The 26,080-nt window shown below is 64.8% G+C and carries 25 protein-coding genes and 1 other RNA gene; 13 read left to right on the forward strand and 13 right to left on the reverse strand.

What is annotated here, in order from left to right; all coding sequences use genetic code 11:
* Positions 1–39 precede the first annotated feature (39 nt).
* From ACIQLF_RS06735 to rnpB, 5 genes are all read right to left on the reverse strand, one after another.
* Positions 40–585 (reverse strand): hypothetical protein, encoded by a 546-nt coding sequence (locus tag ACIQLF_RS06735; protein ID WP_400295928.1) that lies wholly within the window; start codon positions 583–585, stop codon positions 40–42.
* Positions 586–769: 184 nt separating this feature from the next.
* Positions 770–2,230, reverse strand: coding sequence for a glyceraldehyde-3-phosphate dehydrogenase (locus tag ACIQLF_RS06740; protein WP_400295931.1), 1,461 nt, complete (start codon positions 2,228–2,230; stop codon positions 770–772).
* 287 nt (positions 2,231–2,517) lie between these two features.
* Positions 2,518–3,438: an alpha/beta fold hydrolase gene (locus ACIQLF_RS06745; protein ID WP_400295933.1), complete on the reverse strand. Its 921-nt coding sequence runs from the start codon at positions 3,436–3,438 to the stop codon at positions 2,518–2,520.
* 120 nt (positions 3,439–3,558) lie between these two features.
* Positions 3,559–3,873: a hypothetical protein gene (locus ACIQLF_RS06750; protein WP_400295936.1), complete on the reverse strand. Its 315-nt coding sequence runs from the start codon at positions 3,871–3,873 to the stop codon at positions 3,559–3,561.
* 64 nt (positions 3,874–3,937) lie between these two features.
* An RNA gene (gene rnpB, locus ACIQLF_RS06755) (RNase P RNA component class A) lies at positions 3,938–4,303 on the reverse strand.
* 101 nt (positions 4,304–4,404) lie between these two features.
* Here rnpB and ACIQLF_RS06760 point away from each other — a divergent pair.
* The gene (locus tag ACIQLF_RS06760) at positions 4,405–5,190 is read left to right on the forward strand and encodes a YaaA family protein (protein ID WP_400295939.1); all 786 of its coding nucleotides are present in this window, start codon (positions 4,405–4,407) and stop codon (positions 5,188–5,190) included.
* Between the two features lie 102 nt (positions 5,191–5,292).
* On the opposite strand, the gene ACIQLF_RS06765 is transcribed toward ACIQLF_RS06760, so the two are convergent.
* The 4 genes from ACIQLF_RS06765 to ACIQLF_RS06780 all read right to left on the reverse strand — a co-directional run bounded on the left by ACIQLF_RS06765 (position 5,293) and on the right by ACIQLF_RS06780 (position 12,554).
* The gene (locus tag ACIQLF_RS06765; protein WP_400295941.1) at positions 5,293–5,778 is read right to left on the reverse strand and encodes a glyoxalase; all 486 of its coding nucleotides are present in this window, start codon (positions 5,776–5,778) and stop codon (positions 5,293–5,295) included.
* Positions 5,775–6,536 (reverse strand): zinc ribbon domain-containing protein, encoded by a 762-nt coding sequence (locus ACIQLF_RS06770; RefSeq protein WP_400295943.1) that lies wholly within the window; start codon positions 6,534–6,536, stop codon positions 5,775–5,777. The genes ACIQLF_RS06765 and ACIQLF_RS06770 overlap by 4 nt, the downstream gene beginning before the upstream one ends.
* Before the next feature lie 251 nt (positions 6,537–6,787).
* On the reverse strand, positions 6,788–10,921 hold the full coding sequence (locus ACIQLF_RS06775) for a Pls/PosA family non-ribosomal peptide synthetase (protein ID WP_400295945.1): 4,134 nt from the start codon (positions 10,919–10,921) through the stop codon (positions 6,788–6,790).
* Positions 10,922–11,579: 658 nt separating this feature from the next.
* Positions 11,580–12,554: a Nif3-like dinuclear metal center hexameric protein gene (locus tag ACIQLF_RS06780; RefSeq protein WP_400296399.1), complete on the reverse strand. Its 975-nt coding sequence runs from the start codon at positions 12,552–12,554 to the stop codon at positions 11,580–11,582.
* 349 nt (positions 12,555–12,903) lie between these two features.
* Between ACIQLF_RS06780 and msrA the strand changes: the two genes are divergently transcribed.
* The 3 genes from msrA (at position 12,904) to epsC (ending at position 15,214) form a co-directional block, all read left to right on the forward strand.
* Positions 12,904–13,446, forward strand: coding sequence for a peptide-methionine (S)-S-oxide reductase MsrA (gene msrA / locus ACIQLF_RS06785; RefSeq protein WP_400296401.1), 543 nt, complete (start codon positions 12,904–12,906; stop codon positions 13,444–13,446).
* A gap of 93 nt (positions 13,447–13,539) precedes the next feature.
* Positions 13,540–14,475, forward strand: coding sequence for a cysteine synthase A (cysK, locus tag ACIQLF_RS06790; protein ID WP_400296403.1), 936 nt, complete (start codon positions 13,540–13,542; stop codon positions 14,473–14,475).
* Positions 14,476–14,629: 154 nt separating this feature from the next.
* The gene (gene epsC, locus ACIQLF_RS06795; protein ID WP_400295948.1) at positions 14,630–15,214 is read left to right on the forward strand and encodes a serine O-acetyltransferase EpsC; all 585 of its coding nucleotides are present in this window, start codon (positions 14,630–14,632) and stop codon (positions 15,212–15,214) included.
* A 96-nt stretch (positions 15,215–15,310) separates the two neighbouring features.
* Here the strand turns inward: epsC and ACIQLF_RS06800 are convergent, their stop codons facing one another.
* From ACIQLF_RS06800 to ACIQLF_RS06810, 3 genes are all read right to left on the reverse strand, one after another.
* The gene (locus tag ACIQLF_RS06800; protein WP_400295951.1) at positions 15,311–16,414 is read right to left on the reverse strand and encodes an ATP-binding protein; all 1,104 of its coding nucleotides are present in this window, start codon (positions 16,412–16,414) and stop codon (positions 15,311–15,313) included.
* A 144-nt stretch (positions 16,415–16,558) separates the two neighbouring features.
* The gene (locus ACIQLF_RS06805; protein ID WP_400295953.1) at positions 16,559–17,515 is read right to left on the reverse strand and encodes a proline dehydrogenase family protein; all 957 of its coding nucleotides are present in this window, start codon (positions 17,513–17,515) and stop codon (positions 16,559–16,561) included.
* Between the two features lie 121 nt (positions 17,516–17,636).
* The gene (locus ACIQLF_RS06810) at positions 17,637–18,641 is read right to left on the reverse strand and encodes an aldo/keto reductase family protein (protein WP_400295955.1); all 1,005 of its coding nucleotides are present in this window, start codon (positions 18,639–18,641) and stop codon (positions 17,637–17,639) included.
* A gap of 186 nt (positions 18,642–18,827) precedes the next feature.
* On the opposite strand from ACIQLF_RS06810, the gene ACIQLF_RS06815 reads away from it, so the two are divergent.
* The 3 genes from ACIQLF_RS06815 to ACIQLF_RS06825 all read left to right on the forward strand — a co-directional run bounded on the left by ACIQLF_RS06815 (position 18,828) and on the right by ACIQLF_RS06825 (position 21,000).
* Positions 18,828–19,829: a DUF4236 domain-containing protein gene (locus ACIQLF_RS06815; RefSeq protein ID WP_400295957.1), complete on the forward strand. Its 1,002-nt coding sequence runs from the start codon at positions 18,828–18,830 to the stop codon at positions 19,827–19,829.
* A 186-nt stretch (positions 19,830–20,015) separates the two neighbouring features.
* Positions 20,016–20,708, forward strand: coding sequence for a hypothetical protein (locus ACIQLF_RS06820; protein ID WP_400295959.1), 693 nt, complete (start codon positions 20,016–20,018; stop codon positions 20,706–20,708).
* A gap of 121 nt (positions 20,709–20,829) precedes the next feature.
* Entirely contained in the window at positions 20,830–21,000 is a 171-nt protein-coding gene (locus ACIQLF_RS06825) for a hypothetical protein (RefSeq protein WP_400295961.1), read from the forward strand.
* Between the two features lie 71 nt (positions 21,001–21,071).
* Here ACIQLF_RS06825 and gndA read toward each other — a convergent pair whose 3' ends face one another.
* Complete coding sequence (gene gndA / locus ACIQLF_RS06830) at positions 21,072–22,511, reverse strand: NADP-dependent phosphogluconate dehydrogenase (protein WP_400295964.1); 1,440 nt, start codon at positions 22,509–22,511, stop codon at positions 21,072–21,074.
* A 212-nt stretch (positions 22,512–22,723) separates the two neighbouring features.
* On the opposite strand from gndA, the gene ACIQLF_RS06835 reads away from it, so the two are divergent.
* The 6 genes from ACIQLF_RS06835 to ACIQLF_RS06860 all read left to right on the forward strand — a co-directional run bounded on the left by ACIQLF_RS06835 (position 22,724) and on the right by ACIQLF_RS06860 (position 26,055).
* On the forward strand, positions 22,724–23,449 hold the full coding sequence (locus ACIQLF_RS06835) for a FadR/GntR family transcriptional regulator (protein ID WP_400295966.1): 726 nt from the start codon (positions 22,724–22,726) through the stop codon (positions 23,447–23,449).
* A 75-nt stretch (positions 23,450–23,524) separates the two neighbouring features.
* Complete coding sequence (locus tag ACIQLF_RS06840) at positions 23,525–24,004, forward strand: DUF2975 domain-containing protein (protein ID WP_400295969.1); 480 nt, start codon at positions 23,525–23,527, stop codon at positions 24,002–24,004.
* Positions 24,004–24,234 carry a helix-turn-helix domain-containing protein gene (locus tag ACIQLF_RS06845; protein ID WP_400295971.1) on the forward strand — a complete coding sequence of 77 codons (231 nt, stop codon included), beginning with the start codon at positions 24,004–24,006 and terminating at the stop codon, positions 24,232–24,234. The genes ACIQLF_RS06840 and ACIQLF_RS06845 overlap by 1 nt, the downstream gene beginning before the upstream one ends.
* The gene (locus tag ACIQLF_RS06850) at positions 24,234–24,473 is read left to right on the forward strand and encodes a hypothetical protein (protein WP_400295974.1); all 240 of its coding nucleotides are present in this window, start codon (positions 24,234–24,236) and stop codon (positions 24,471–24,473) included. The genes ACIQLF_RS06845 and ACIQLF_RS06850 overlap by 1 nt, the downstream gene beginning before the upstream one ends.
* 78 nt (positions 24,474–24,551) lie before the next feature.
* A complete protein-coding gene (locus tag ACIQLF_RS06855) occupies positions 24,552–25,355 on the forward strand; it encodes a ferritin-like domain-containing protein (RefSeq protein ID WP_400295976.1) in 804 nt (267 codons plus the stop codon).
* Positions 25,356–25,491: 136 nt separating this feature from the next.
* A complete protein-coding gene (locus ACIQLF_RS06860) occupies positions 25,492–26,055 on the forward strand; it encodes a hypothetical protein (RefSeq protein ID WP_400295979.1) in 564 nt (187 codons plus the stop codon).
* Positions 26,056–26,080 lie beyond the last annotated feature (25 nt).

Consider the following 26,080-nt stretch of genomic DNA (forward strand, 5'->3'; position numbering starts at 1 on the left):
GCTTGCCGGGGTTCCGCCGGGGTACTCGGCGGTTCCCGATCAGGGCCCGAAGGACTGGATGAGGAAGATGTCCGTGTCGCCCTCGCCCAGGCACGGCGCCAGGTCGCGTTTATCGTCCTCGCCCAGCACCGCCAGTCCCCCGCCGAAGGAAACCTGGTCGCCCACCAGGTAGCGACGGCCCTGGATGTCGATCCCGATGCGTCCGCCGTCCAGCAGCACCGCCGTGTGCGGAAATGCCGGGACGGCCGTTCCCTTGTCCGTGGCAATCCCCAGGCAGTTGCCGCGTCCCACGCTCAGCGTCCCGGTCAACAGCGCCTGCATCGATGCGCCGCCGATGGCCGCGTTCGTGCGGATCAGCCGCGGGTCGCTGTCGGATAGCGCCAGCTCCAACGCCGGCTCGCTGCCGTCGCCGGATTGCGTACCGGATTGCGTACCCGGATTCCCGGCGCACGCAACGAGCAGAGGCAGCCCCAGGCACGTCGTGGCCGCCGCCAACGCCAGCAACCTGCGCATCCTGGTCGCGCCGGAAGGTGAGGCAGCGGAAGGCCGGGCGGCGGCGAGTCCGGGCTGTCGTCGGGAATCCATGGATCGACCCTAGCCGCAAAAAGCCGAGGCCGCAGCCCCGGCCGCGCCATCACCACCGCGCCATCACCACCGCGCAGTCGCGGACGCGCATATTCGGCTGATGGACGCCGGGGCCTTAAACGCGGAAGCGGGCCGCACCGATCGATAATCGAAGGGTGCGGCCCGCTCGCTGCGGCGCGGAAACCTAGACGCTGAGGGTCTCGGTTGCCGCGATGGCGGGAACCGCCACCGGGTGGGTGCCGGCCATCGTTTCTATGACGCGGACCACCTGGCAGGAGTAGCCGAATTCGTTGTCGTACCAGACGTAGACGACGGCGTTCTTGCCGGTGGCGATGGTGGCCAGGCCGTCAACGATGCCGGCGCGGCGCGAGCCGACGAAGTCGGTGGAGACAACCTCGGGCGAATCGATGTAGTCGATCTGCTTGTGCAGCTCGGCACCCAGCGAGGCCTGGCGCAGGTAGTTGTTCAGCTCTTCCTTGTCCGTGGCCGTTTCCAGGTTCAGGTTCAGGATCGCCATGGAAACGTCCGGGGTGGGGACGCGGATGGCGTTGCCGGTGAGCTTGCCTTCGAGTTCCGGCAGGGCCTTGGCCACTGCCTTGGCGGCACCGGTCTCGGTGATGACCATGTTCAGCGCCGCCGAACGGCCGCGGCGCTCGCCCTTGTGGAAGTTGTCGATCAGGTTCTGGTCGTTGGTGAACGAGTGGACCGTCTCGACGTGGCCGTGCACGACGCCGAAGCGGTCGTTGAGCGCCTTGAGCACCGGGGTGATGGCGTTGGTGGTGCAGGACGCGGCGGTGATGATCTTGTCGTCCGCGGTGATGTCCGTGTGGTTGATGCCGTGGACGATGTTCTTGAGGTTGCCCTTGCCCGGTGCGGTGAGCAGGACGCGGGCGACGCCCTTGGCCTGCAGGTGCTGGGACAGGCCGGCCTCGTCGCGCCAGCGGCCGGTGTTGTCCACCACGATGGCGTTGTTGATGCCGAATTCGGTGTAGTCGACGGTGGCCGGGTCGTTCGAGTAGATGACCTGGATCAGCGTGCCGTTGGCGAGGATGGTGTTCTTTTCCTCGTCGACGGTGATCGAGCCGTCGAACGGTCCGTGGACCGAGTCGCGGCGCAGCAGCGAGGCGCGCTTGACGATGTCGTCGTCCGAACCCTTGCGCACGACGATGGCGCGCAGGCGCAGGCCGTAGCCGCCGCGTTCGATGAGGATGCGGGCCAGCAGGCGGCCGATGCGGCCGAAGCCGTAGAGCACGACGTCGGTCGGCTCTGCGTCGGTGGCGCCGGCCTGGCCGACCTTTTCGCCGAGTTCCTCGGTGAGGAAGGCAACCAGGTCCGTGGAACCGGATTCGACGAACTTCTTGTTCATGCGGCCCAGGTCGATGGAGACGGCGCCGACGTTCAAGGAGTCGATGGCCTGCAGCAACGGCATCGTCTGCTCGATGGAGAGCTCTTCGCCCTCGATGCGGCGGACCACGCGGTGTGCCTTGAGGATGTTGATGGCCGACTGGTTGATCAGCTTGCGGCCATAGATCGAGGTCACCACGTTGTTGTTGCGGTACAGACGACCGATCAACGGGATCATGGCCTCGGCGAGCTCTTCGCGCCCGCTCCATTCCTGTAGGGCTGCGACAGACTGCTGGGTCACTGAAAATCCTTCCAATTCAGCCGGCTGGTGATCCTCGAGCCGGTTGCTACCGTAAAAGCACCTTTGCAGAAACGGTTGTGTGGGGTATCAGGATCTTTCCCCGTGGGCCGTGGCCCGCTAACCATTCTAGTCGGTGAGCGGCGCGCTGGGCGTAACCTCCCGGTGAGGTCGATCACAGAACGCTCGCGTACGCGGATTCCGGCGATCTTGTGGACACCGCGTGCGGGCACCTGTTGACTTGGTCCGGCCCTATATGCCGATGCAGGAGCGCGATCGTGCGCAGGCAGCTACCGCCGGCCGGGGACCAGCTGGGACTGCGGCATTCCGCTCGTGCGGCCCCAGGGATTCACGCCGTCGCCCAACCAGGCGAGCGTGTCCACCCAGAAGGTGTCGGCAAAGCGGTCGTGGAACAGCGCGAAGTGCCCGAGTTCGGGCTGGTTCAGCTCCTGCGGGGAAATCCTGGCCGTCTGGTGCCGCGCGTTCGGCGTGTAGGCCAGGGTGCGGCGCATGGCACGCGGCGTCGCAAAGGGATCGTCGGTGGCGGCGACAGCAAGGATCGGCGCCCGCAGGTCCTGCTGGTGCCGGCGCATGCTGGCTCCGGCTTTTCCCCGGCGCACCGCGGTGAAATCCCTCCGGCTGCGCGCCCAGTCCAGTGCCACTCCCCGGGGCAGGTCCTCGAGCCAGCCACGTTTCCTGCCGGGAAAATACCCGTGGCGCAGCGCGGCCAGTGGCATGGCGAGGTGCCAGCGGCGCCAGAATCCCGCGCGGTGGCGTTTCGCGTAGTCGCGCCAGTAGGCGTGTTGCGCCCCGACCGTGAGGATCCTTGTAAGGTGCCTGGACTCCCGGGCGAGGCCCACGCCGAAGCCGCCGAAGCTGTGGCCGACAAAATGCAGGGGCAGGCCTGGGCTGTGTGAGCGCGCCGAAGCGATGACTGCATCGATGTCTTTGTAGCCCCATTCGTGCCAGCGGGCACTGAATCCCTTGAGCGATTCTGGCGCGGAGGCGCCGATGCCACGGTAGTCAAAGGTGATGGCGGTGAATCCGTGTTTCGCGAGGAATGCCGCGTAGCGGTGGTAGTAGGTGGACAGCACCCCGGTGGCGCTGGCGATCACGACGACACCCCTTGTCGGTCCATCCGAGGCGGCCGGTTCGAATCGGTGCCCGCGCAGGATGTGCCCGTCGGCGCACGTGATCTCGATTCGTTTCATCGGCCTACCTTTCCGGGCGCCGAATCGGCACCGGCCCCGGGCGGGAGCCGAAGCCTGCGTGTGCGACCCGGGCGGCATGGCGCAATAGGGACGCTGAGGGCAAAAGCGAAGTCCTGGGCATCAGCGCGGGGTCCATGGTTCACCGGGCGGCACGTCGTCGGATCCGTCGTCCGGTTCGGTCGGGTGGCTCGGGTGGAAGCCTGCCAGGGGATCCTTGTCCTGCCCCTGGGCCGACTCGACGATCCGGCGCTTCTGCTCGTCCAGTTCCGTGCGCGCGGCGGCCGACGAGGGGTTGTACAGGGTGTTGAAGACATCGAAGACCCCGGAAGCCCCGTTGCTGCCGGCCTGCTTTTCGGGGAACGTGAACTTCGAGGCGGCCCAGAGCAGCAGCAGGCACACCACCGGGACACCGACGAGCCAGAGCAACCATTCCATGGCCCGAGTCTAGCCCCGCACGGTCGCCGGGGACCGGATTTGCGCTCTGATTTGGGGATTTGAATGGACGGGATGGCCTGTACGCCGGGTTTTGTGCCGCGGTCGGTTACCCGAATCGCGGTGACGATCATCTATCTAGGAGTGCCGTTGCCGACACCCTCAAGCAGTCCACCCGACTACATTGAGCGAACAACCCAGTAGTCTGTCTGACCTTGCTCCGGGTGGGGTTTACCTAGCCGCCCCAGTCACCTGGGGCGCTGGTGGTCTCTTACACCACCGTTTCACCCTTACCCGCACGAATGCGGGCGGTCTATTCTCTGTGGCACTGGCCTGCGGGTTACCCCGAGTGGGCGTTACCCACCACCCTGTTCTGTGGAGCCCGGACGTTCCTCGGGCCACTTGCGTGGCACGCGATCGTCCGGCCATCCCGTCCAGCGTTCAATTCTAGTCCCATTCGCGGTGCCGCTTTGCACATCGATGGCCGGCATTCACGAAAGCGGGTTTGGATGGCGAGGCGATTAGTATCGATGGGTGCTGATCTTGCTTCCGCCCTCCGAGGGCAAACAACCCGCTTCAAGCGGCGAACCGTTCGACGCAGATGCCCTGCAGTTCCCGGAACTGAATGCGCATCGCCACCAGCTCCTGGACGTGCTGGCGGAGGTTTCGCGCGGCGAGGATGCCCTTGACGTGCTCGGCGTGGGCAAGTCGTTGGTCGAGGAGGTCACCCGCAACATTGAGCTGCACCGGGAGCCAGCGGCTGCGGCCCACGCTGTCTATACCGGGGTGCTCTTTGAGGCGCTCGGCTACGAACGGCTTGATGCGGCGCAACAGGGCTTGGCCGACCGGAGCATCCTGGTGATCTCCGCACTCTGGGGCGCCGTCGGCTTCGCTGACCGGATCCCGGCTTACAGGTTGTCGATGTCCGTGAAGTTGCCGGAGATCGGCAAGCTGGCCAGCTGGTGGAAGCCGAAGCTGACCCCGGTGCTCAACGAACGGGCCGCGGGCGAACTGGTGGTCGATTGCCGGTCGAGCACCTATGCTGCGGCATGGGTGCCGGCACCCGCGCAGACCGTCAGCGTTTCGGTGTTCCAGCTGCGTGGCGGGGTGCGCAAGGTCGTCTCGCACTTTGCCAAGCACACCCGCGGCGAATTGGCCGCGCACCTGCTCACGCGCGGCACCGAGGTGTCGACGCCCGAGGAATTGCTGGCCGCGGCACAGGAACGCTGGGAGGCGGAACTCGTGACGGGGGCCGCACGCAAGGCGCACCAGTTGAACATCATCCTGCCCGAGGACCACGCGTTCCGGGCCGTGGGCTAGCAGACAGAGGATTTTCGGCGGCGTGCGGCCCTGCCGCATGCCATCTTCACCGGACAGCGCATTGTCCGATCGCAGTGTTCCCCGGGTGGCCGCCGGGTCACGCTAATCCTCGGCGACCAGCTCGAACTCGAATCCGTCCGGATCGACAAGGTACGCGGCGTAGTGCTGCGGGCCGCCGGCGAACGGGTGGGCGTCGGCAAACAACAGCCTGAATCCGCGCTCGATGGCAGCGGACGTGATCCCGTCGACGCGGCTCCGGCTCCCGGCAGCGAACGCCAGGTGGTTGACCCCCGGGGCGCAGCGTTGGTGTACAACGGGCAGGACGTCGGGACCCGATTCGAGCACGATGTAGTCGTGCGCCCCCTGGTAGCTCACGCCGTTGGCCCAGGGCTCCCCCGGGCTGTAACCAAGTTGCTCCAGCAGCCAGCCGACGGTGGCGCGGGATGCGTCGAAGTCGCGGACCCAGAGCTCGGTGTGGTGCAGGCGGCCGCTGCCCGGTACCGGCATGTATTCCGGCACGGGCACCGAACCCAGGGGCCCGGAGTCCGGGTGACCCGGGTGACCCGCGGTTTTGCCGGACGGGCTCATGAACCCCACTCGCTGCTGCGGACCAGGATGGCGCCGGAGTCTGGGCAGAAGACGATGTCGTCTGCCGGAGCCGCCTTGATTTCAGCGAGGTCGCCGGCGGCCAGTGCTATGCCGCTGGCCTCAGAAGCGCCGTGGAAGAGCCGGGCAGCGCCGATGCCGGAGCGGGTGCGGATGCGCTCGTAGGTGCTGAACAGGCCCTCCTCGAAGGTGGCTGCCAATTCCTTGCGCCGGGCCTCGACGGCTGCCAGCTCTTCCTTCAGCGCGGCAACGGCCGCGTCGCGGCGGGCCGTGTGGGCGTCCAGCTCCGCGGAACGCTGGATGTTCAGTGCCGCCGCGGCGTCGTGCTCGGCCTGGAGGTCCTCCAGTTCGCCCATGATCTCCAACTCTGCGTCCTCGAGGTCGCTGCGGCGCTTGGTCAGGGATTCGACCTCGTGGGACAGTGCCATCATGTCGCTGGCCGAGCCTGCGTTGGTGTCGATCCGCTTCTGGTCCTTGTTGATGTGCGCGGTCACCTTTTCGACGGCAGCCTCGGATTCCTTCAGCGCGGCTTGCTGGGCGGTGAGGCGGGCGAGAACCTCGGCCAGCGAGGTACCGGACTCTGTGAGCCGCGCCTGCGCGGCATCGACCTCGGCGTCGTTGGAGGCCTCGGCGATGGTGCGCTTGAGCTTGGTGATTTCCGAATCGAGCCGTGCCAAGTCCAGGAGTCGAAGTTGTTCCGCCGGTGCTGCCTTTGCCATGGTGTCCTCCGCAATACGCACGGTACCCGCCTATGCCGCGGGCACGAGGCGATCGGTGATCGCTTAGCCACAACACTAGTGCGCCGGGGTCGAACGCAGGGTTCTCGACCCGCCGGGGCGGTGGCGGGCAACATCGACCTGCCAAACCCGCCAACCGGCTGACGGTGGCGATGCGGTCGAATTGCACCGTGAGTGGTAATGCCGCCACCCAGCGGGCACATACCCGTCGAAGCGATGTCGGTTCATCGTCCTCTAGGTCCCGGCAGCCCGTGTCAGGCTCGGTGCTTGCCGTGCTGGCGCACGGCTTCCCTCGGCTTTCGAACCACGTAGGCCGACAGGTCCTGCGCAGGGTTGCCGCCGAACATTCCATTTGCCGGAACCTCGGAGCCCTTCATCAGGAATGCATCGGAATCCAGCACGGAGTCGTCATGCATGGTCACCCCGTAGTGGACATACCCGCTCACGCCGATCGTGACCCTCGAGCCAATGGAGATGGAATCAAGCTTGAAGGCACCGTCTTCCATCGAGTGGCATTGGATGCAGCTCCCCGCATTCAGGATCGTGTCGTCACCCAAGGAAACCAGCGTCTTTTCCGGAATCGCGCACCCGTCATCGAATAGCCTCCTGCCCACCTTCACGCCCAAGCATCGCCAGATGAAGGATTTGAACGGCGTGCCGTTGAATGCGCCAAGATAACCCCCGGCAGCGAATTTCCAAAAGCGCTCGTGGTTCCAAAAGGGAACCTCGTAGATGGAGCAGAAGCGCGGGATGAGTTTGTGCCCAAGTTGGGCGAGGCGTTCGGCGGCAATGGACACGGTTACTAATGTCATGCCGATGAGCAGCAGACCGAGCGCAACGACGGGCGCGCCTAGGTCTTCAAGATAGGTCAGGTCTATCGATCCGATCCACAGCGCCAGGAAGGCATAGACCCATTGCAGCATCAGGAACATCGCAAGGGTGACGCCGTTGTGTCGGTTCTTGGCGGGGAGGCGCATCCCCATTTCCTCCGCCGATTTCAGGTCGTCGAAGGCGGCATCCCGCTGAACCGAGCGCGGGATTTCGAAGGAAGGCGACCCCAGAAGACCTATCCCTTCCCGGATTGACCCGTCAATGGGAACCATGGCCCGGGTCCCGAACAAGCAATTTTCCCCGGTCTTCCCCGCTGGCGGATAGGTAACGTCGTTGCCAAAGAAATTGTTGCCTCCAATGCGGGTGGGTGCCAGGCGGAACGAGGTGTTCGATACCTCCGCGGTGATGATTGACAGGCCATCCGACACCATGGTTCCGGAGCCCACCGTGACCATGAACGGGGTGTCATGCTTGACTTCGACCCCGTAGTTGGACCCCGTTTGCACCGGGTTCGGGTGGTGGTATCCGATCCAGTTCAGGTAGTAGAGAATGAGTGAGCTGTCACCCGCGAGGTGCTTGAAATAGCGGAGATTCGTGATCCGTGCAACGGTCCGCTGAACGGCGTAGTGGAAGCCATAGAGGGGATAGACCTTGCCCGGGGTCAGGAACTGGTTTAGGAGCCTCGGCAGGGTGGCGACCACAAGCAGACCACCGATGATCCCGACAGCCACAGCGACAAAGGAAACGACCAGCAGCTCGGCGGAGAACCTTCCCGTGTCCTTCCAAAGCAGCCCTGATTGCAGGTAGCCCGGCAAGAACTCCGCTACCAAGAAGATGCCGAGGGGCGCGATGAGAAAAAGCCTATTGAACACGACCCAGAAGCTATAGATGATCTTCCGTCTCAAGGTGCATAGCGCCGGTTCAACGGCCCGGTAATCGGTGTCCGTGCGCTGGGCAGGAGTCCCGTGCCAGCTCTGGTGGGCAGGAACTACTTGCCCACGTTGCAAGGATGAGGAGTGGCCAAGCTGGGAGCCATCCCCCATCGCGGTGTCGATGTCCAAGACCGTCTTCTCACCCACCAGGACATTCTTGCCCAACGTCACGGGACCAAGCTGGATGACCCCCCGATGGGCGCGGTAGCCGTTGTAGAGGCAATCCTTGCGGACCACCGTGCCGTCTCCGATCGTCAACAGATCGGTGCACACGGGCACGGCGGTGGAGAAGAGGGCGACATCGTGCCCGATCTTGGCGCCGAGGAGACGCAAATAGACATTGAACAACGGCGTCCCGGCGAACATCCGCAGTGGATTGCTGAGAAGCAGCGCCTTGACGAACCAGAATTTCACATAACCCGCGGACCAGATCGGAATCTCACGGGCCGTCCACCGGCCAACAAGCATCCATTTCAGGGCAATGGGGACTATCGACAAGCCTGCAAAGGTTGCCAGGCCAAACACGACGGATCGCAGCCAAAGATGCAGCAGGTCAGGTGCCGCCGCCGCCCAGTAGTATCCGATGACCATGAGGGTGACCGTGACGTATGTGTAAGCCAGGAAGATCAACATCTGGAGGGCACCGGTGGTGACGAACTGGCGGGTTGTCGCCTGTGTTCCCTCAGCCGCTTCGGGATACTGGACGTGCTGAACCGTGGCAACGCCCGTCCTCGTCACAACCGCCGCCAATTCTTCAACGGTCGGGTTTTGGTAGATGTCCCTCATGGCTAGCGGGGGAAGCGCGCTGTTCTTCCGGGTGTGGGAACAGAAATATGCAAGCAACAGGGAGTTTGCCCCAAGATCGCTGAAGAAATTTGCGCGCGTGGATACGACCTCGACCTTGAGAACTTCGGCCAAGGAAGAAGCCAGAAGTTCCTCCGTTTCATTTGCCGGAGCCGTGTATTCCTGGGCGTCGGCGCCGGAACGCGGGGACGTCGGCGGCGGCAGGCGCTTTCGATCCGCCTTGTCGCTGGGCAACATCGGTATGGTTTCCAGCTGCTCCAAGTACGCCGGCACCATGTAGCCGGGCAAACGCTGTTGTAGACGATCCCTCAGCGTCGCCTTATCCAGCGCCCTGGTGTCATGGCGCAGGCTGTAGTAAGCAACCAACTCAGCCATCCCCGGCACCGGCTCGTATGGGACGACCACTGCCTGGGCCACCCCGGGAACCTGTAGCAGCACCGATTCGATTTCCGTTAGTTCTATCCGATAGCCACGGATCTTGACCTGGGTATCGATCCGGCCGAAGTATTCGATCTCGCCGGCTTCATTGATCCGGCCCAGATCGCCGGTGCGGTAGATCCTCCCCGACGGGTTGTTGTCGATCTCCAAGAAATCCGCGATGAAGGCCTTGTCGGTCAGATCGTCACGATTGACGTATCCCCTGGCCAGCCCTATACCCGCCAAACCGATTTCGCCCCTCGAGCCGGCTGGCAATGCCATCGGTTCGTCGGGGTCCAGGATGACCACCGAGTAGCTGGGCAAAGGTATCCCCAGCGTGACGGGACGGGTGGGATCAACGACCGAGTACGTGGCAGTGACTGTGGCCTCGGTGGGTCCGTAGACATTCAAGAAGCGGCGGCCCGGACGGTGCCAGCGCACGATCAGGTCACGCGGGCAGGCCTCACCCGAGACCAGAAGGAACCTGAGGGTGGGGATGTCCTCATCGATGGTGGCCAACAAGGTCGGCACGCAGCACATGGCCGTGATCCTGTTTGCCACCAGGAACTCGGCCAGCTCCGCCCCAAGCAGCGCGGTTCCGCTTGGCTTGGGAACCAACGTGGCGCCGGACATCCAGGGAACCCAGATCTCCTCCACGGAGAAGTCGAATGCGATGGTCATGCCCTGGTAAACCCTGTCCCGTTCCAGGAACCCGTAGGTGTCGGCGGCAACCCTGACGAAGTTACAGATGCTGGCGTGCTCGATCGCCACGCCCTTGGGGCGTCCGGTGGTGCCGGATGTGTAGATGATGTAGGCCAGTTGTTCCGTCGACGAGCCTTTTTCCACTGCGCTCAGGCGCGAGGACTCCAATGAATCGATCAGCCCGGCTTCCTCGTCCAATGCGGTGACGGGAACCACGGCGTCCACGAGGCACTCCCTCAAATGCGCCAGAGTCAGAACCATGGCGACGTCTGCGTCGGCAATGATGTAGGAGAGCCTGTCAGCAGGATATCCGGCATCCAGGGGAACATAAGCGGCATGGATCTTAAGCACGGCGAGCATCCCCACGAACGAACGCGTCGGCTCGTCGAAAAGCAGCGCGATCTTGTCACCGGACCGACACCCTCGAGCGAGCAGATGACGGGCAAGTTGGTTGGCCTTGCCATCCAACTGGTCGTAGGTGAGCGTGAGCGTCCGGCAGTCAACCGCCAGGCGTGATTCGTTTCCGGCGTCGCGCAGCCGGTCACATTGCTCTTCAAAGAGCTGGTCCAGCCGTTCGCCGGGCAGCCAGCGGGCTTCCTGGTTTTCATCCGCTGCAACCAATACCTGGCCACGCATCAAGCCCAAGGGCGCGCGTGCAGGTTCATCCTGGGACTTCGTTTGAACGACATTTCCCTTGTGCATGGGAAACTCCTGGTTCGCGCAGGCAACCGCCTGTGGTTCCCAAGCGGCTGCGGTATGGCATGTCGATTGTCGCTTCGGCTGTTCGGTGCCATCGAGCAGCATTCGGCGGGGTATCGGCAAATGGCGCGAGCGTGTCCGGGCTTTGGGTTCCCGGGCTTCCTTATGCAGGTAAATTCGACGAGTCGTGCCCCTGCATCGAACGCGACACGGGCAACCCGGTCACGTCGACGCATTCAGTTCAATTAGCCATGATGATTTCCGATCGCCGGGACAATTCCTGCGGCCAGTCTGGCACCGTCCATGAGGGCACACAAGGCCTCACGGGGGCCTTTGGCCGCTGGGTATGACACCGCTTCCTGACGCTCGCAAAGCCAACAGCCGGTCTCGACTTTCGATGCCCGTCGACATCCATGAAAAGGCCAGGTTGCCAGCTGTGCGATGGACTTCGAGAAGTAGTCCGGGCATCCCGCGACGCTTTCGCGGATTCGGACTTCCCGGCAAATTTCAGGCGCCACACAGGATCATGGCGTGGCCTTCCTCGCCTGGGGAAACGAAGACTGGCCCCGGGCCAGGGTCATCGGGTCGACGATCACGGCCGACGCCGTCCGGTCGAGCATGCGTCGGGGTCCGGTGTTGGCCTGGCCAGCGACACCCGACGCTACGGGGTGAGGATGAAGTCCCAGGGATCGGAATTGATCTTGGAGACCTCGGCCTCGACCGAGTGGCCCAGGTCGTGCAGCACGTTGACCAGGGCGTCGGCGGCCGAGGGCAGCCACAGCCATTCGCTGGCGAAGTGGGAGACGTCGATCAGGTACGGCTTGCCGTTCAGCGAGGCCTCGCGGGCCTCGGAGGCGGGGTGGTGGCGCAGGTCGGCGGTGACGTAGACGTCGGCCTCGGAATCGCGAACGGCGTCGAAGAGCGAATCGCCGGCGCCGCCGCAGACGGCGACCTTCTGGACGATTCCTGCACGCTCGCCCGCGACGCGCACTCCCCCGGCCACGGAGGGCAGTGCGGAGAAGACGCGGCTGGCGAATTCCTGCAGCAGCATCGGTTCGGGCAGCATGCCGACGCGGCCGATGCCCTCTTCGGGCAGCCCGGCGCTGGAGGGCGCCAGCGGCTTGGTGTCCGTGACACCCAGGATGTCTGCCAGCACGTCGGAGACGCCGCCAAGCGCGGAATCGGCGTTGGTATGCGCGGTCACCAGTGCGCAACCGGATTCGATCAGCAGGTGCACGGCCTCGCCCTTGAAGCCCGTTGCGGCGACGGAATTCACGGACTTAAGCAGCAGCGGGTGGTGGGTGACCAGCAGGTCGGTGCCGCGCGAGACGGCATCGGCAATCACCTCGAGCGTGGGGTCGACGGCAAACATGATGCGGCGCACCGGACGCTCTGGGCGGCCAACGACGGGTCCGACGGCGTCCCAGCTCTCGGCCAGGGACGAGGGCCAGAGTTCCTCGATGGCCAGCAGCACCTCGCCCAGGGTCGGGGTGGTCAGCACGGGGGCCGGCTCGACTGCGCTTTCGTCGTCGGGATCCTGGCCATCTGCAACGTCGCGGGGACCCTCGGCGGCCACGGCATCGTTCGTTGCCGACTCGGCGGCCGACCCGGCAACGGCCAGCCCCGCAGTGGGCATCGCGGCACCGGCATGTCCGGCCACGCCGGGCAGCGTTGAAACGTTACCCGGTACGGAGGCCATTGCCCCGTGATCGGATTCGGGCATGGTTGCTGAGGCCTGGTCGACCACTTCCGGGTCCGTCCGGTCGGAGACGATACGCATGCCGTGTGGCTGTCCCTTGTTGCTTTGCATGCATCTACCGTAACCGGATCGGCGCGCTTTGGACGCATGGCCGGGATTGGTTTGGGCGCATGTGCCGGGAATGAAATGCCGTGTCCCGTGATTGAGTATCCATGTGAACGATTTTTCAATCTCCGACATCCCGATCCGCTTTTCGCCGACCAGCGAAGGCGGCGACGGACAGCTGTTGCGCACCTTTGTCCTAGCAGGCGGCTGTTTTTGGTGCTTGGACGCGGTGTACCAGCGGACCCGCGGGGTGTCCTCGGTGATTTCCGGCTACACCGGCGGACACGAGCCGGCGCCCACTTACAGGTCGGTCTGCGCGGGAAACACGGGTCACGCGGAAGCCGTCGCCGTAACATTCGACCCGGCGATCGTGCCCGAGGAAGTCATTCTTGACATGTTCTTCACCACGCATGATCCCACCACGCTGAACCGGCAGGGCTACGACGTTGGCACGCAATACCGCTCGGCGATGTACCCGCTGGATGCCGACCAGGACGAGCTTTTCCGCGAATTCGTGCGGAAATTTGCCGGGTTGTACCCCGACCCGATCGTGACGGCCATCGAGGAACCCGCGGACTTCTTTGTCGCTGAGGGCATCCACCAGGACTACTACAACCGGTTCCCCCGCGAGGGCTACTGCCGCGTCATTATCGACCCGAAACTCGCCAAGGCGAGGAAATATTACGCCGCGTGGCTTGAAGAACCCGTCGAACCGCGAGGCTGACTAGGCTTATAGCCAACCACTTGACCACGGTTCAACACTGCGGGACCGCTTGCATGTAAGGACACATCCACCATGGCTAAGGAAACATCAACCATGTCGAAGATCTACAACGACGTCACCGAAATCGTCGGCCGCACCCCGCTGGTGCGCCTGAACCGCCTGGCCGAGGGACTGCCGGGCAACATCGCGGTGAAGCTGGAGTTCTACAACCCGGCAAACTCGGTCAAGGACCGCATCGGCGTGGCCATCGTGAACGCCGCCGAGGCATCGGGCGCGCTGAAGCCGGGCGGAACCATCGTCGAGGGCACCTCCGGCAACACCGGCATCGCCCTGGCCATGGTCGGTGCGGCACGCGGCTACAAGGTTGTCCTGACCATGCCGGAGACCATGAGCACCGAGCGCCGCGTCATGCTGCGCGCCTTCGGCGCCGAGATCGTGCTGACCCCGGGTTCCGAGGGCATGCGCGGCGCGGTGGAGAAGGCCAAGGAGATCGTGGCGACCACCGAGAACGCCATCTGGGCGCAGCAGTTCGCCAACGTCGCCAACCCGAACATCCACGAGGCCACCACCGGCCCGGAGATCTGGGAAGACACCGACGGAGAGATCGACATCCTCGTTGCGGGCATCGGCACCGGCGGCACCATCACCGGCGCCGGCCGCTTCCTGAAGCGCCAGAAGCCGTCCCTACAGGTCATCGCGGTGGAGCCGAAGGATTCGGCGATCCTCAACGGCGGCAAGCCGGGCCCGCACAAGATCCAGGGCCTGGGCGCCAACTTCATTCCCGAGGTGCTGGACACCGAGCTGTACGACGAAGTGCTTGACGCCGCGATCGATGACTCCGTGTCCGTTGCCCGCGCGCTCGGCACCCAGGAAGGCATCCTCGGCGGCATCTCCGGCGGCGCCGCCGTCTGGGGCGCCCTGCAGGTCGCGGCCCGCGAGGAGAACAAGGGCAAGCTGATCGTCGCCGTGATCCCCGACTTCGGCGAACGCTACATCTCCACCCTGCTCTTCGACGACATCCGCGGCTAGGCTTTAGCAGCACTTTCCGGTGGACCGACCCTCCGCGCGGTGCGCCCCGATTCCCGGGGCGCGCCGGGCGGAAGGGGCGAGTCCGCCGCTTTTGGTTTCCCGCGCCGCAAGCCGGGGAACCTCCCGAACAAACCCCTGGAACAAAGGTCACGTTGTGAGTTTCTTTTCCCGATTGCGCGAGGATCTAGTCAGCGCGAGCGCCCATGATCCTGCCGCCCGCGGCAATGCCGAGAACTTCCTGGCGTACTCCGGGTTGCATGCCATCTGGATCTACAGGCTGACCCATCGGCTCTGGCAGAATCCCAGGTTGCGCTTCCCGGCGCGGCTGATTTCCCAGGCCGGCCGGTTCGTCACCGGGATCGAAATCCACCCGGGCGCGACGATCGGCCGCCGCTTCTTCATCGACCACGGCATGGGCGTCGTGATCGGCGAGACAGCGGAGATCGGCGACGACGTGATGATCTACCACGGCGTCACGCTCGGCGGGCGGTCGCTGGCAAAGGTCAAGCGCCACCCGACCATCGGTGACCGCGTGGTGATCGGTGCCGGCGCCAAGGTGCTGGGGCCGATCGTGATCGGCGCGGACTCGGCCATCGGCGCCAACTCCGTGGTGGTCAAGGACGCACCGGAAGGCTCGATCATCACCGGCATCCCGGCGAAGAACCGCCCCCGCACTCTGGAGGAGCGCAAGCCGGCGGTGGATCCTGCCGAGTACATCGACCCGGCCATGTGGATCTAGCCGGATCGCAAAACAGAGAATTGCCGCGGCGTCGGAGCCTTCCCCTTTCGGGGCGGTTTCGACGCCGCTTTTCTTTGCCCGCCGACCGGACCGTGGTTAGGCCCCGTCCGGGTACTTGGCCAGCAGGTACTCACGCAGGCCCGGGATGGCGAACCGGATGTTTCCACGCCCCGCTGGCTCGGCCAGGCCGGCGGCGATCAGCCGGGAACGGTAGTTGCCCGAGGTGTTGCGCCTGTCCCCCATGCGGGCGCCGACCTCGGCGATCGAGGACGGTCCGTCGTCCACGGCCATGGCCAGCAGGAAGTCCAGGTCCTTGGACGAGGCCTCGGAGAGCGCCGCCTCGATGACAACCCGGGTGTTGCGACGCCGGGCGACCCGAGTCGCCTTCTCGATGTCGCCGACGTCGATCGTCCCGGAGCCGACCTCCGCCAGCTGCCACAGGTGGTAGCCGACCAGCTGGATCAGGAACGGGTATCCGTCGGTGGCCTCGGCGGCCTGCCTGGCCAGCCCGGGGGAAAGCGTGAAGCCGGCGTCGTTGAAGGTTTCCAGGTAGGAGGCCTTGACCTCGCCGACCGCGGCGGCGTGCAGGTCGATCCGGTCCGCCCGGCGCAGGAAGGTGGCGACGCCCTCGTTCAGCAGGTCGGAGACGGCTGCGGGCAGCCCGGCGAACACCAGCGCCACGGGCAGGCCGTCGCGGATGAAGTGCTGGACGCTGGCTGCAAGCTGCGCCAGCTCGCTGCGGTCGGCCGCATGGATTTCGTCGACCGTGATCAGCAACCCGGTTTTCTGCGCCTCGAGGTGGCCCAGGAGCTCCTCGCCGAGCTGCCGCCAGTCAAGCTGTTGCTCGGGCGGGAGGCTGGTGGCGATGCTGAACCCGCCCGCGGAGATCCCGGTGATGCGCCGCCGCGGGGGCCCGTCGCCGAGTTCGTCGGCCGCGTGCTCCATGGCCTTGCCCAAGCGGCCGAGGAAGCCGGCCGTCGCCGTTTCGGAGATGACGACCCAGCCCTTGGCACGCGCCATGTCCTCAGCGACGCCGAGCATCACGGTCTTTCCGATGCCTCGGGCACCGGTGATGATGGAGAGCAGCCCGGGTGCGCCGGATCGGATGTCGAGTCCGTACTCGAACTCGTCGAGGACTCCCGTGCGGCCGATGATGTCCGGCGGTGTCGCACCGGCGGTCGGGCGGAATGGGTTGATCACTGGCAACTCCGGTGAATAGTTGTGTCATCTGTGAATACTTGTGTAATAAGTGTAATCCAGTGTTCGCAACCCGCAAGGTCCCGATCGTTGGCGCCCTCAAGTGCGAAAACCGCAGCGCAGCGGGACGCCCGCCGGCCGATGGATCTACGCCGTGGGAAGCAGGTTCAGGTCGGCCAGGGCCGCCAGAGCGCGCTCGGGGTGTTCAGCCATGCGGTTGAGCACGTACAGCCACCATTCCCCGCCGAAGACGATGTACTCGCGCGTGGCGTAGCCCTGGGCACCCAGTCGATCCATCAACTGCGTGCCAAGCCCCAGCAGCATTTCGAATTCGATCTGGCCGCCCTTCAGGGCATCACCGTGCTCGGCGATGAGGGCATCGACCAGTTCCTCGTCGTGCGTGGCAAATGCCGCGCGGTGCCCCGATTCCACCAGCCGGGCAGCCAGCGAACGGTACGCGACGGCGAGCTCCCGGCTGTTGCGGGGGTAGGCAACGGATTCCGGCTCAAGGAAGGCGCCCTTGACCAACCGGATCGTTCCCGGGCGCTTCAGGACGCGTTCGAGGTCCGCAGGCGTCCGGTGCAGCCTTGCCTGAAGCGTGATGCCGATCCGCGGGATCTCGTCGGAAAGCCGATCGTACAGATCCAGGACGAGGTCGGTCCGGTCCGACCCTTCGGCGGAAATCATGAGGGTGGTTCCCTGCGCCTCCGTTGCCCGGGCAAGTGCCCGGACGTGTTCCAGCGCAAGCTCGGGGTCAACGAGCGCACCGAGGTGCGTCAGGTCGAAGGAGATGGTGCCGGGCAGCTCGGATTCTCCCATCGCAGTGGCCACGTCCAGGAAAACCCCCGCCTCGGACACGGCCAACTCGCGTGTGCGCACCGACTCACCCGCGTATTCGATGCTGACACGGTGGCCCCGGTCCATGGCCTTCCGCGCGGTTAGTATCGCTTCCTCGACGGTGTCCCCCGCGGTGTATCTCCGCGAAACTCGCGTTGCCATCTCTGCCAGCACCGGCGAGGACATGACCCGCGCTTTCAGGCCCTCGTCCAGGGCAAATGTCCGCAGCGTATCGGCCGCGCGTTCCAACTCATAAGCACTTGTCATAGCCCTAAACGTAACCCACGACGGATCATGTTCCTGCGCAGGTTACGCATCTGCCGGGCGAACAATCGGACGTTGTCGCCGGAGCACGGCAGCACCATTTCGGGAGGGATCCGTTCGACACCTACGCCGGGCGCTTCTCCGGGCTCACGGTCATGGCCGGGTCGCGCTCGACCGAGTCGCCAAGTGCATCGTCGATGGCGGCCATCAGCTCCGGCGGGATCACCACGCCGGATGCCTTGACGTTCTCCGCCACCTGCTCGGGCCGCGAGGCACCCACCAGGGCAGTGGCGACGTTCGGGTTTTGCAGGACCCAGGCGATGGCCAGTTGGGACATCTTCAGCGCCAGCTCGTCGGCGATCGGCCGCAGCTTCTGGACACGTTCGAGCAGCACGTCGTCCATGAACCGGGAGATGGTGTTTTGACCGCCCTTTTCATCCGTGGCGCGGCTTCCGGCCGGGGCGGGCTGGCCGGGAAGGTACTTGCCGGAGAGGACTCCCTGCGCCATCGGGGACCAGACGACCTGGGACATGCCCAGCTCCCTGGAGGCAGGCACCACCTCGGCCTCGATCACGCGCCACAGCGCCGAATACTGGGGCTGGTTGGAGACCAATGAGAACCCCGCCTGCCGGGCCAGTCGCTGGCCTTCGCGCAACTGGGCGGCCGACCACTCGGAGACGCCGATGTACAGGGCCTTGCCGGCACGCACTACGTCGGCGAACGCCTGGATCGTCTCCTCAAGGGGCGTCTCATGGTCGTACCGGTGCGCCTGGTAGAGGTCGACATAGTCCATGTCCAGGCGCCGCAGCGAACCGTTGATGCCCTCCATGATGTGCTTTCGGGACAGGCCTGTGTCGTTGGGTCCCTTGGGGCCGACTGGCCAGTACACCTTGGTGAAGACCTCAAGTGATTCGCGGCGCTGCGACTTCAGTGCCGCCCCGAGCACTTCCTCGGCGGCACCGTTGGCATAGGCGTCGGCCGTGTCAAAGGTCGTGATGCCAGCATCGAGTGCCGCCCTGACGCAGGCGGCCGCGACATCGTTTTCCACCTGGGAGCCGTGGGTGAGCCAATTGCCGTAGGTGATTTCGGTGATCTTGAGCCCGGAGGCCCCGAGGAATCGATAGTCCATGGGACCGAGCCTATGCCCGCCCGCCAACCGCGGACAAGGACCAGCCGTTCGGACAGCAGACCGAAGAACGGCGGCACGGGCAGGTTGGTGCGCCGTGCCGATCCGGGATGCGTCGGGGTCGTCTGTCTAGACTGGTTCAAGCCGAACAGAGCACGATTCAAGGGGGAAATTGTTGTGGGATTCAGGATGAGGAAGTCGTTCAAGATCGCGCCGGGAATCCGCATGACGGTCACCCCGAAGAGCCTCGGACTGAGCGCGGGCGTGAAGGGTGCCCGGATTTCCGCCAACACCTCGGGCCGCGTCACCCACACCGTCGGCATTCCCGGTACCGGCATCTCACACGTCAGCACCTCCACGTTAGGCGGCTCCGTGCGGCGCACGGCCACCCCTGCCGGAAATGCGGCGCACGCAGCTCCGCCCGCTCCCCCGACGCCCGGGATCTTTGCGCCGAAGTGGGAGAAGGAACTGCACCGGCATTTGGTCGCGAAACCCGATCTGCAGCAGCTCAAGCGCGTCGCCATCGAACACCCGGCCGCGCGACAGATCGCCGCATTCCGGGAGGCCGCCGACGATGCCTTGCCGACAAACAACTTCAACCGCGGGATCGAGCTGCTGACATGGCTTTTTGAAATCGGGTACGACCCTGCTGCGGATCCGTTCGTGCTCAAGTACCTGCCCGGGCGCACGGTGGCCGCCATCAACATCGCCGAGGGAATCACCGCGGAACTGTCGACGGACCACGATTTCATAGGCCTGTTGCTGGCCGAGGTCCACCAGGCCGCGGGAAACCTGCCTGCCGCCGTCGACGCGGTGGAACAGTTGACACCGAGCACCGTTGCCGCCGTCTCGTTGGCCGAACTGTATTCCTGCCAGCGACGGTGGGACGACGTGGTTGCACTGACCGACGGAATCTCCAACGTGGACGAGGCCGCCACTTTCCTGCTGATCCAGCGCGCCATTGCTCTGCGCGAGCTCGCGTTCCTGGATGCCGCCCGAGATGCATTCAAGGAGGCGTTGAGGATCCGGTCCAGGCCCGCCGCCCTGCGGCACCGAGCGCTAATCGAGCGTGGGCGGTTGCTCCTCGCACAAGGCAAGCGATCGCTTGCCCGGAAGGACTTTGAAAAGGTATTGGCGGAAGACTCCAGCTATCCCGGGCTCATGGGCCAGCTGGACCACTTGGCCGATTGATTCCCGTGTGAAAACTCCAGAGGTGCTCCCGGTTGAGCCAGGAGGATGTCGCGCATCCCAGGTTCAACTGGGCAGGCTGGCGCTTTACACCTCCGCCGACCGCCGACCACTATCCCAAACAGTGCCGTCTCTTCACGAGGACCGGGTTCGACCTGGCCCTAGGGCCGCGTTGGACAAAGCCCGGTCATGGACGGCACAGCAGCGTCCGTGTTGCACCTTGCCGATGCCAGTTCGATTGGAGTTCATGACGTGGATCGCCAAGATGCCGACCGTTTCACCAGTGGGTCCTGCCCATGGGGTGCGGCCGAGCGCGACACGCCTTGGCTGGATGTCCATGGCGACGGCTATTGGATTCGCTGCTACAGGACTGGCCACAACAGCTTTGAATGGTTCCTGGCCTTGCGCAGCGGACAAAGCTACGAAAGCACACAACCAACGTCGATCCGTGCAGACATCGTCCCTGACCAGGCAATCTTTCCGGACGCAATTCTTGACGCGTTTTCCGAGATAGAAATTGCCGCGCCACGGCTGGAACATGCGGAGGCCGGGCTCGAGATTGAGACGGGACTGGGAACCCTAAGCTTCGACCGGGACCCTTTCGAAACCCGCGAGACCGACATCCTGCATTTTCCACGCACCCTTCCACCATCGACCGACACCGAACGAGTTCCCCACGTACTGCGACTCGTCCCGAATTCGCGGTCCACCCGGAAGAAGCGACGATTCCTGCCCCACAGGCCAGCGAACATTTTTCAAGGCTCGGACCCGTGGCTGGACTTTGAAATCGACGGCCGGCTCCTGTCCTCGTGGCTGGAGCAGAGGGGCGCAGGAACCCCGTCGATCATCGACTCATGCCAGACGAATTTGCAGGCTAGCTAGCCGTGACGACGCGGCCAGACAGCAGCTGGATTGCTTGTCGGGCCCGCGGCTGCATGAATCGGGACGGGACCCCTGGTTGCTGGGTTGCCCCTGTGGCGACCCGGGCTGTGGCGGACTAACGGTGCGCATCACTCGAACCGAGGGCCGGGTAGTGTGGTCGGACTTTGCCTATTCATGGTGCTACGGGGATGACGACTACTTCGGAAACTACGTGCCGGCGGCCGGCGAATTCGTGTTCGACGAGGCCCAGTACGACGCGGAAATCGCCGACGCCCGGAACCGGCTGCCCTAAGCGACCGCACGCAAAGAGGTGGTGCCCCGCAAAAACAGGGGTACCACCTCTTGGGGTGAAACGCGTGAAGACTAGTGGGTGTCTTCGGCTTCGATTTCAGTCTTGTCGCCGCTCCACTGAGTGTGGAACGATCCCTCGACATCGACGCGGTTGTAGGTGTGCGCACCGAAGAGGTCGCGCAGGCCCTGGGTCAACGCGGCCGGCAGGCGCTTGCGGCGCAGGCCGTCGTAGTAGGCCAGCGAGGAGGAGAACACCGGAACCGGCACACCCATCTGGACGGCGGTGGCGACCACGCGGCGCCAGGCCGGGACGGCCTCGGCGATGGCGGCGGCGAAGGCCGGGGCGAAGAGCAGGTTGGCCGGCTTCTCGTCCTCGGCGTAGGCCTTGGTGATGTCGGCAAGCAGGGCCGCGCGGATGATGCAGCCTTCACGCCACAGCGAGGCGATCTCGTCGAGCTTCAGGTCCCAGTTGTATTCCTTGCCGGCGGACGTGAGCATGTCCAGGCCCTGGGCGTAGGAAACCAGCTTGGAGGCGAAGAGCGCCTGGCGCACGTCCTCGACGAAGTTCTCGCCGAGCTCCACGGCGATCTCGTGGCCAACGAGGACTTCCTGGCCGATGGCACGCTGGTCACGCTGCGAAGACAGGCCTCGGGCGAAGACGGATTCGGCGATGGCGGAGATCGGGGAACCCAGGTCCAGGCCGGACTGCACGGTCCAGCGGCCGGTGCCCTTCTGGCCTGCGGAGTCGACGATGACGTCGACGAGCGGCGAACCGGTCTTGGCGTCGACGTGGGCCAACACCTCGGCGGTGATCTCGATGAGGAAGGAGGCGAGCTCGCCCTTGTTCCATTCCTCGAAGATCGCTGCCTGGGCGGCGGGCTCAAGGCCGGCTCCGGTGCGCAGCAGGTCGTAGGCCTCGCCAATGACCTGCATGTCGGCGTACTCGATGCCGTTGTGGACCATCTTCACGAAGTGGCCGGCACCGTCGGTGGAGATCCACGCGCAGCACGGGGCCCCGTCGATGGCCTTGGCGGAAATCTTTTCGAGCATCGGGCCCAGGGCGTCGTAGGACTCCTTGGAACCGCCCGGCATGATCGAGGGGCCCAGCAGTGCGCCCTCTTCGCCGCCGGATACGCCGACGCCGACGAAGTGCAGGCCCTTGGTTGCCAGGTCGGCCTCGCGGCGGCGGGTGTCCTGGAAATTGGAGTTGCCGCCATCGATGATGATGTCGCCCTCTTCGAGCAGCGGGACCAGGGAGTCGATCACGGAGTCGACCGGGCCACCTGCCTTGACCATGATCATGACGCGGCGGGGAGTTTCGAGGCTCGCGACGAGTTCTTCCATGGTTTCGGTGCGGATGAAGTCGCCTTCATCGCCGTGTGCGGCCAACAGGGCGTCGGTCTTGGCGACCGAGCGGTTGTGCAGGGCAACGGTGTAGCCGTTGCGGGCGAAGTTACGGGCAAGGTTTGCGCCCATGACGGCTAGGCCGGTGACGCCAATCTGTGCAGGCATGAAGTCTCCATCGGTTGCGAATATCGAAGCCGGGCAAGATACCGGCACGACAAGCGCCGGGCACGGCTTCGTGACTACCCACCAGCTTAGTTTGTCCGGTGTGCACAAGGCCAAATAAACACGCTTCGTTGCAAGAAATTGCCCCCGGAATGGGCGCGATTCTGGGAGTTGGCTGGTCGGTTTGTGTGCGAAGTAACCTATAAGGTTGAGTCATGCCCAATAGCTTGCACCACCGCGCAGTGGAACACGTCGGAAGCCGAATTGTCGACGGCTCCATTCCCGCCGGCGCGGTCGTCCTGGCTTCGGAGATCGAAACCGAGCTTGGGGTCTCCCGCTCGGTGGTTCGCGAGGCCGTCCGGGTGCTTGCCTCCGCCGGGCTGGTGGTCTCCACCAAGCGCGTCGGCATCCGCGTCTTGCCACCAGAGGACTGGAATCCCTTCGATCCGCTGGTGATCAGGTGGCGCTTGGCCAGCGGCGGACTGGGTGCCCAGCTGCGTTCACTCACGGAGCTTCGCGTCGCGGTGGAACCGATGGCCGCGGAACTCGCCGCCGAACACGCCCCGGATGAATTCTGCGGCGAGCTCCTGAACCTTGCCGCGCAAATGCGACATGCCGGCCGGTCCGGGGACCTCCACACGTTCCTGGAACTGGACATCCGCTTCCACTCGCTGGTGCTGGCCGCCTCGGGCAACGAAATGTTTGCGAACCTCGCCAACCCGATCGGCGAAACCCTGCGCGGTCGAACCGAACTCGGGCTCATGCCCGAACGCCCGCACGAGGAGGCGCTCACCTGGCACCAAGCCGTCGCCGACGCGATCTCCGCACACGTGCCGCAGGACGCGCGGGCCTCGATGGAGAAGATCATGCGGCGGACCAACCAGGAGATTTGCGGCGTCTGGGCCGACAAACCAAGGATCTTCCCCCGCCCCAAGAACTAGGCGATTCGGGAAACACTAAGGGTCCGATTCTCGGAATCGATTGACTTTCGATAGATTCCTATCGATACTCGATACATGAAACGATCCGTTATCCTCGCTTTGCGCGTGTTGCTCGTCTTGGTGTTCCTGGTCTTGCTGCTGGGCCAGATAGTCGTCGTTCCGAGCTACACACTGGAATCCGCGACGGCGTTTCCCGAAGTGGCGTTCCTTGCCGGACCCTACACGGTCATTGCCGTTGCAGGAATCGCCTGCGTCCAGATCGGGCTGTTCGCAACCTGGGTGCTGCTTTCCATGGTGGAACGCAATGCGATCTTCACCGAGCATGCGTTCCGCTGGGTGAACGTCATCATCGGCGCCGCCATCGCCCTGACGCTCCTCACCGTATTTGCCGGCGTGCACCTCCTGGCCGTGGTCCGGGTCGGGGGACCCGGCGTGGTGCTGGCCGTCAGCGCGGCGGGAATCGCTGGCGCATCCATCGTCCTGCTCATGTTGGTCATGCGCGGGTTGCTCCGCAGCGCGACGACTCTCGAAAACGAGCTGGCAGAGGTCGTCTGATGGCCATCATCGTCGACATCGACATCGAGCTCTCCAAACGGAAAATGTCGGTGAATGATTTCGCCGACGCCGTGGGGATCTCCCCCGCCAACATCGCCGTGCTCAAGAACGGGAGGGCCAAGGCCGTGCGGTTCAGCACCCTCGATGCGATCTGCAAGGTCCTGGAATGCCAGCCCGGGGACATCCTGCGCTGGGTTCCCGACGGGCCGGAGAACCAGAACGGCCCCTGATGGGCGCCCCATCGAGAAAGGTCCTCGTTGCCGGCCTGCCGATCGCACTTTTGGTCGCACTGGCACTTTGGATCCTTCCCGGGTTGAAGTGGGACAAGGCCATGGACGCATGCATGCGAAGCGACGGCGGTGCGACCGGTTTCGAGATCCAGTGGAGCTACCTGCCGACCGGCTACCTGTGCACCACGAGCGACCGTGAACCCGGGAACGAACACCTCATTCCCTTCCTGACCCTCTAGGAAATCCAACCAATTTCAAGAATGAAAACCCACAGGGGACCACTCCTGCCTTTTGGAGTACCCCGGATCGGAGACATCATGACGGAACCACTGAGCATGGACGCAGGCGCCGCCACCGTATCAAAGCCCGTTACATTCGACCGCTGGCTTGAACATTTCCGCGCCAACCCGGCACACCATCGGCTCATCGAAGCCGACATCGAATGGGACGCACGCTCGAACCTGGACGAACCGACGCGACAGGCGTTCATCAACTCGTTCCAGCGCTTCGAACTCGGTGAAAGCGGCGACGGAAAACGCCTTCTTTCCAAGGCGGCTCTCGAGGGCGACCCGACCTACCTGGCCGCGCTTGAGCTGCTGGTTCGCGAGGAACAGAAGCACTCGGCGCTCTTCCGCCGCGGCCTGGACCACCTGGAGGCACCCAGCCTCAAGGCACACTGGTCGGACGCGGCATTCACCGTGCTGCGCCGGGCGCTCGGCCTGCGCACGGAGCTGGGCCTCTTCCTGATCGTCGAATCGGTGTCCATGGGCTATTTCACGGCACTTGCCGAGCGGGCTCCCGATCCGGTGCTGCGGGGCATCGGCCTCCGGATCGCCAGCGACGAGCAGGACCACATCCGCTTCCAGATCGACCGCCTGCGCCAGGGATTCCGCGACACGCCCCGCGCCGGACGCATGCTGATCGGTCTGGCTTGGGGAGTCATCGCCGGCGGTGCGGCAGCGGTCCTGGCGCTGGACCATGGCCCGGCCCTGCGGGCCTGCGGTCTTTCCCCGGCGAGGTACTGGCGGCAGGCAATGGTGGGATTCCGCCGCGCATCGCGCTCGGTGCTGGCGAACCCCGGAGCGGAACCCATGGGGCCGTTGGCCAAGGACTACCGTTAGCACCGCGCCCATCCGGCCGTGGGCGCGGCACCGGGAAGCATGGCAAAGCACCAATCCGGTGACGCGACGGACGTGAACGCTATGCTGGCGACAAGGCAGGATGCCCTGCCTTCCCTGCGACGCCGGAGCGTGCACCATGGATGAAAACGAACTGCCGCACCTTGTCACCTTGATCGGTGCGCTGCGTGCGGCGCGGACCGAGGACAGCATCTTTGGCACCGTCGTCCAGGAGGACAGCAAGTCGGCATGTGGCGCGACATTTTCCGTGCGCGCCAGGACCAACGAGGGAACGTACGAATACGACGAGGTCGGTACCGGGCATTCGGTGGTCTACTACCCTTCCGAGGCCTCGCTGGTTGTCGTCTACGACGGCGAGTCCGCGTCCATGTCGTTCGGGCACCCGCATTTTCCGATGTTTGCCCCGGCGCTTGGCATGTTCAGCCCGCTGGACCTGCCCATCTGGGGCGGAGGCGCTGACGGGAACACCGTGACCTCCGCCCGGCCCGGGCAACCCGGGCACATGCGCGTTGAGTTCGGCAACAAGGACGACCCGTTCCATCCGGCGACGCGCGGATACGCGATCGTCGACCTGGCATTGGGCGTGGTCATGGAGATGGAATTCCAGGGGAAGCACTTCACCACCACCAACGTGCGCACGCTGCCGCTGTTGCGGGGATTCGACAGGGAATTCGATTCCTAGGTTTGGTTCGCTGGATCGACGCCCG

Origin of the sequence: Paeniglutamicibacter sp. NPDC091659, from assembly GCF_044756805.1 — a bacterium.
Classification (GTDB): domain Bacteria; phylum Actinomycetota; class Actinomycetes; order Actinomycetales; family Micrococcaceae; genus Paeniglutamicibacter.

What these genes read in the sequence shown, in the direction of transcription:
- ACIQLF_RS06735 (WP_400295928.1), bottom strand. Translation starts at nt 585, where the DNA reads ATGGATTCCCGACGACAGCCCGGACTCGCCGCCGCCCGGCCTTCCGCT.
- ACIQLF_RS06745 (WP_400295933.1), bottom strand. Translation starts at nt 3,438, where the DNA reads ATGAAACGAATCGAGATCACGTGCGCCGACGGGCACATCCTGCGCGGG.
- ACIQLF_RS06750 (WP_400295936.1), bottom strand. Translation starts at nt 3,873, where the DNA reads ATGGAATGGTTGCTCTGGCTCGTCGGTGTCCCGGTGGTGTGCCTGCTG.
- ACIQLF_RS06765 (WP_400295941.1), bottom strand. Translation starts at nt 5,778, where the DNA reads ATGAGCCCGTCCGGCAAAACCGCGGGTCACCCGGGTCACCCGGACTCC.
- ACIQLF_RS06775 (WP_400295945.1), bottom strand. Translation starts at nt 10,921, where the DNA reads ATGCACAAGGGAAATGTCGTTCAAACGAAGTCCCAGGATGAACCTGCA.
- ACIQLF_RS06780 (WP_400296399.1), bottom strand. Translation starts at nt 12,554, where the DNA reads ATGCCCACTGCGGGGCTGGCCGTTGCCGGGTCGGCCGCCGAGTCGGCA.
- cysK (WP_400296403.1), top strand. Translation starts at nt 13,540, where the DNA reads ATGTCGAAGATCTACAACGACGTCACCGAAATCGTCGGCCGCACCCCG.
- ACIQLF_RS06805 (WP_400295953.1), bottom strand. Translation starts at nt 17,515, where the DNA reads ATGACAAGTGCTTATGAGTTGGAACGCGCGGCCGATACGCTGCGGACA.
- ACIQLF_RS06810 (WP_400295955.1), bottom strand. Translation starts at nt 18,641, where the DNA reads ATGGACTATCGATTCCTCGGGGCCTCCGGGCTCAAGATCACCGAAATC.
- ACIQLF_RS06815 (WP_400295957.1), top strand. Translation starts at nt 18,828, where the DNA reads ATGAGGAAGTCGTTCAAGATCGCGCCGGGAATCCGCATGACGGTCACC.
- ACIQLF_RS06820 (WP_400295959.1), top strand. Translation starts at nt 20,016, where the DNA reads ATGGACGGCACAGCAGCGTCCGTGTTGCACCTTGCCGATGCCAGTTCG.
- gndA (WP_400295964.1), bottom strand. Translation starts at nt 22,511, where the DNA reads ATGCCTGCACAGATTGGCGTCACCGGCCTAGCCGTCATGGGCGCAAAC.
- ACIQLF_RS06835 (WP_400295966.1), top strand. Translation starts at nt 22,724, where the DNA reads ATGCCCAATAGCTTGCACCACCGCGCAGTGGAACACGTCGGAAGCCGA.
- ACIQLF_RS06840 (WP_400295969.1), top strand. Translation starts at nt 23,525, where the DNA reads ATGAAACGATCCGTTATCCTCGCTTTGCGCGTGTTGCTCGTCTTGGTG.
- ACIQLF_RS06845 (WP_400295971.1), top strand. Translation starts at nt 24,004, where the DNA reads ATGGCCATCATCGTCGACATCGACATCGAGCTCTCCAAACGGAAAATG.
- ACIQLF_RS06850 (WP_400295974.1), top strand. Translation starts at nt 24,234, where the DNA reads ATGGGCGCCCCATCGAGAAAGGTCCTCGTTGCCGGCCTGCCGATCGCA.
- ACIQLF_RS06855 (WP_400295976.1), top strand. Translation starts at nt 24,552, where the DNA reads ATGACGGAACCACTGAGCATGGACGCAGGCGCCGCCACCGTATCAAAG.
- ACIQLF_RS06860 (WP_400295979.1), top strand. Translation starts at nt 25,492, where the DNA reads ATGGATGAAAACGAACTGCCGCACCTTGTCACCTTGATCGGTGCGCTG.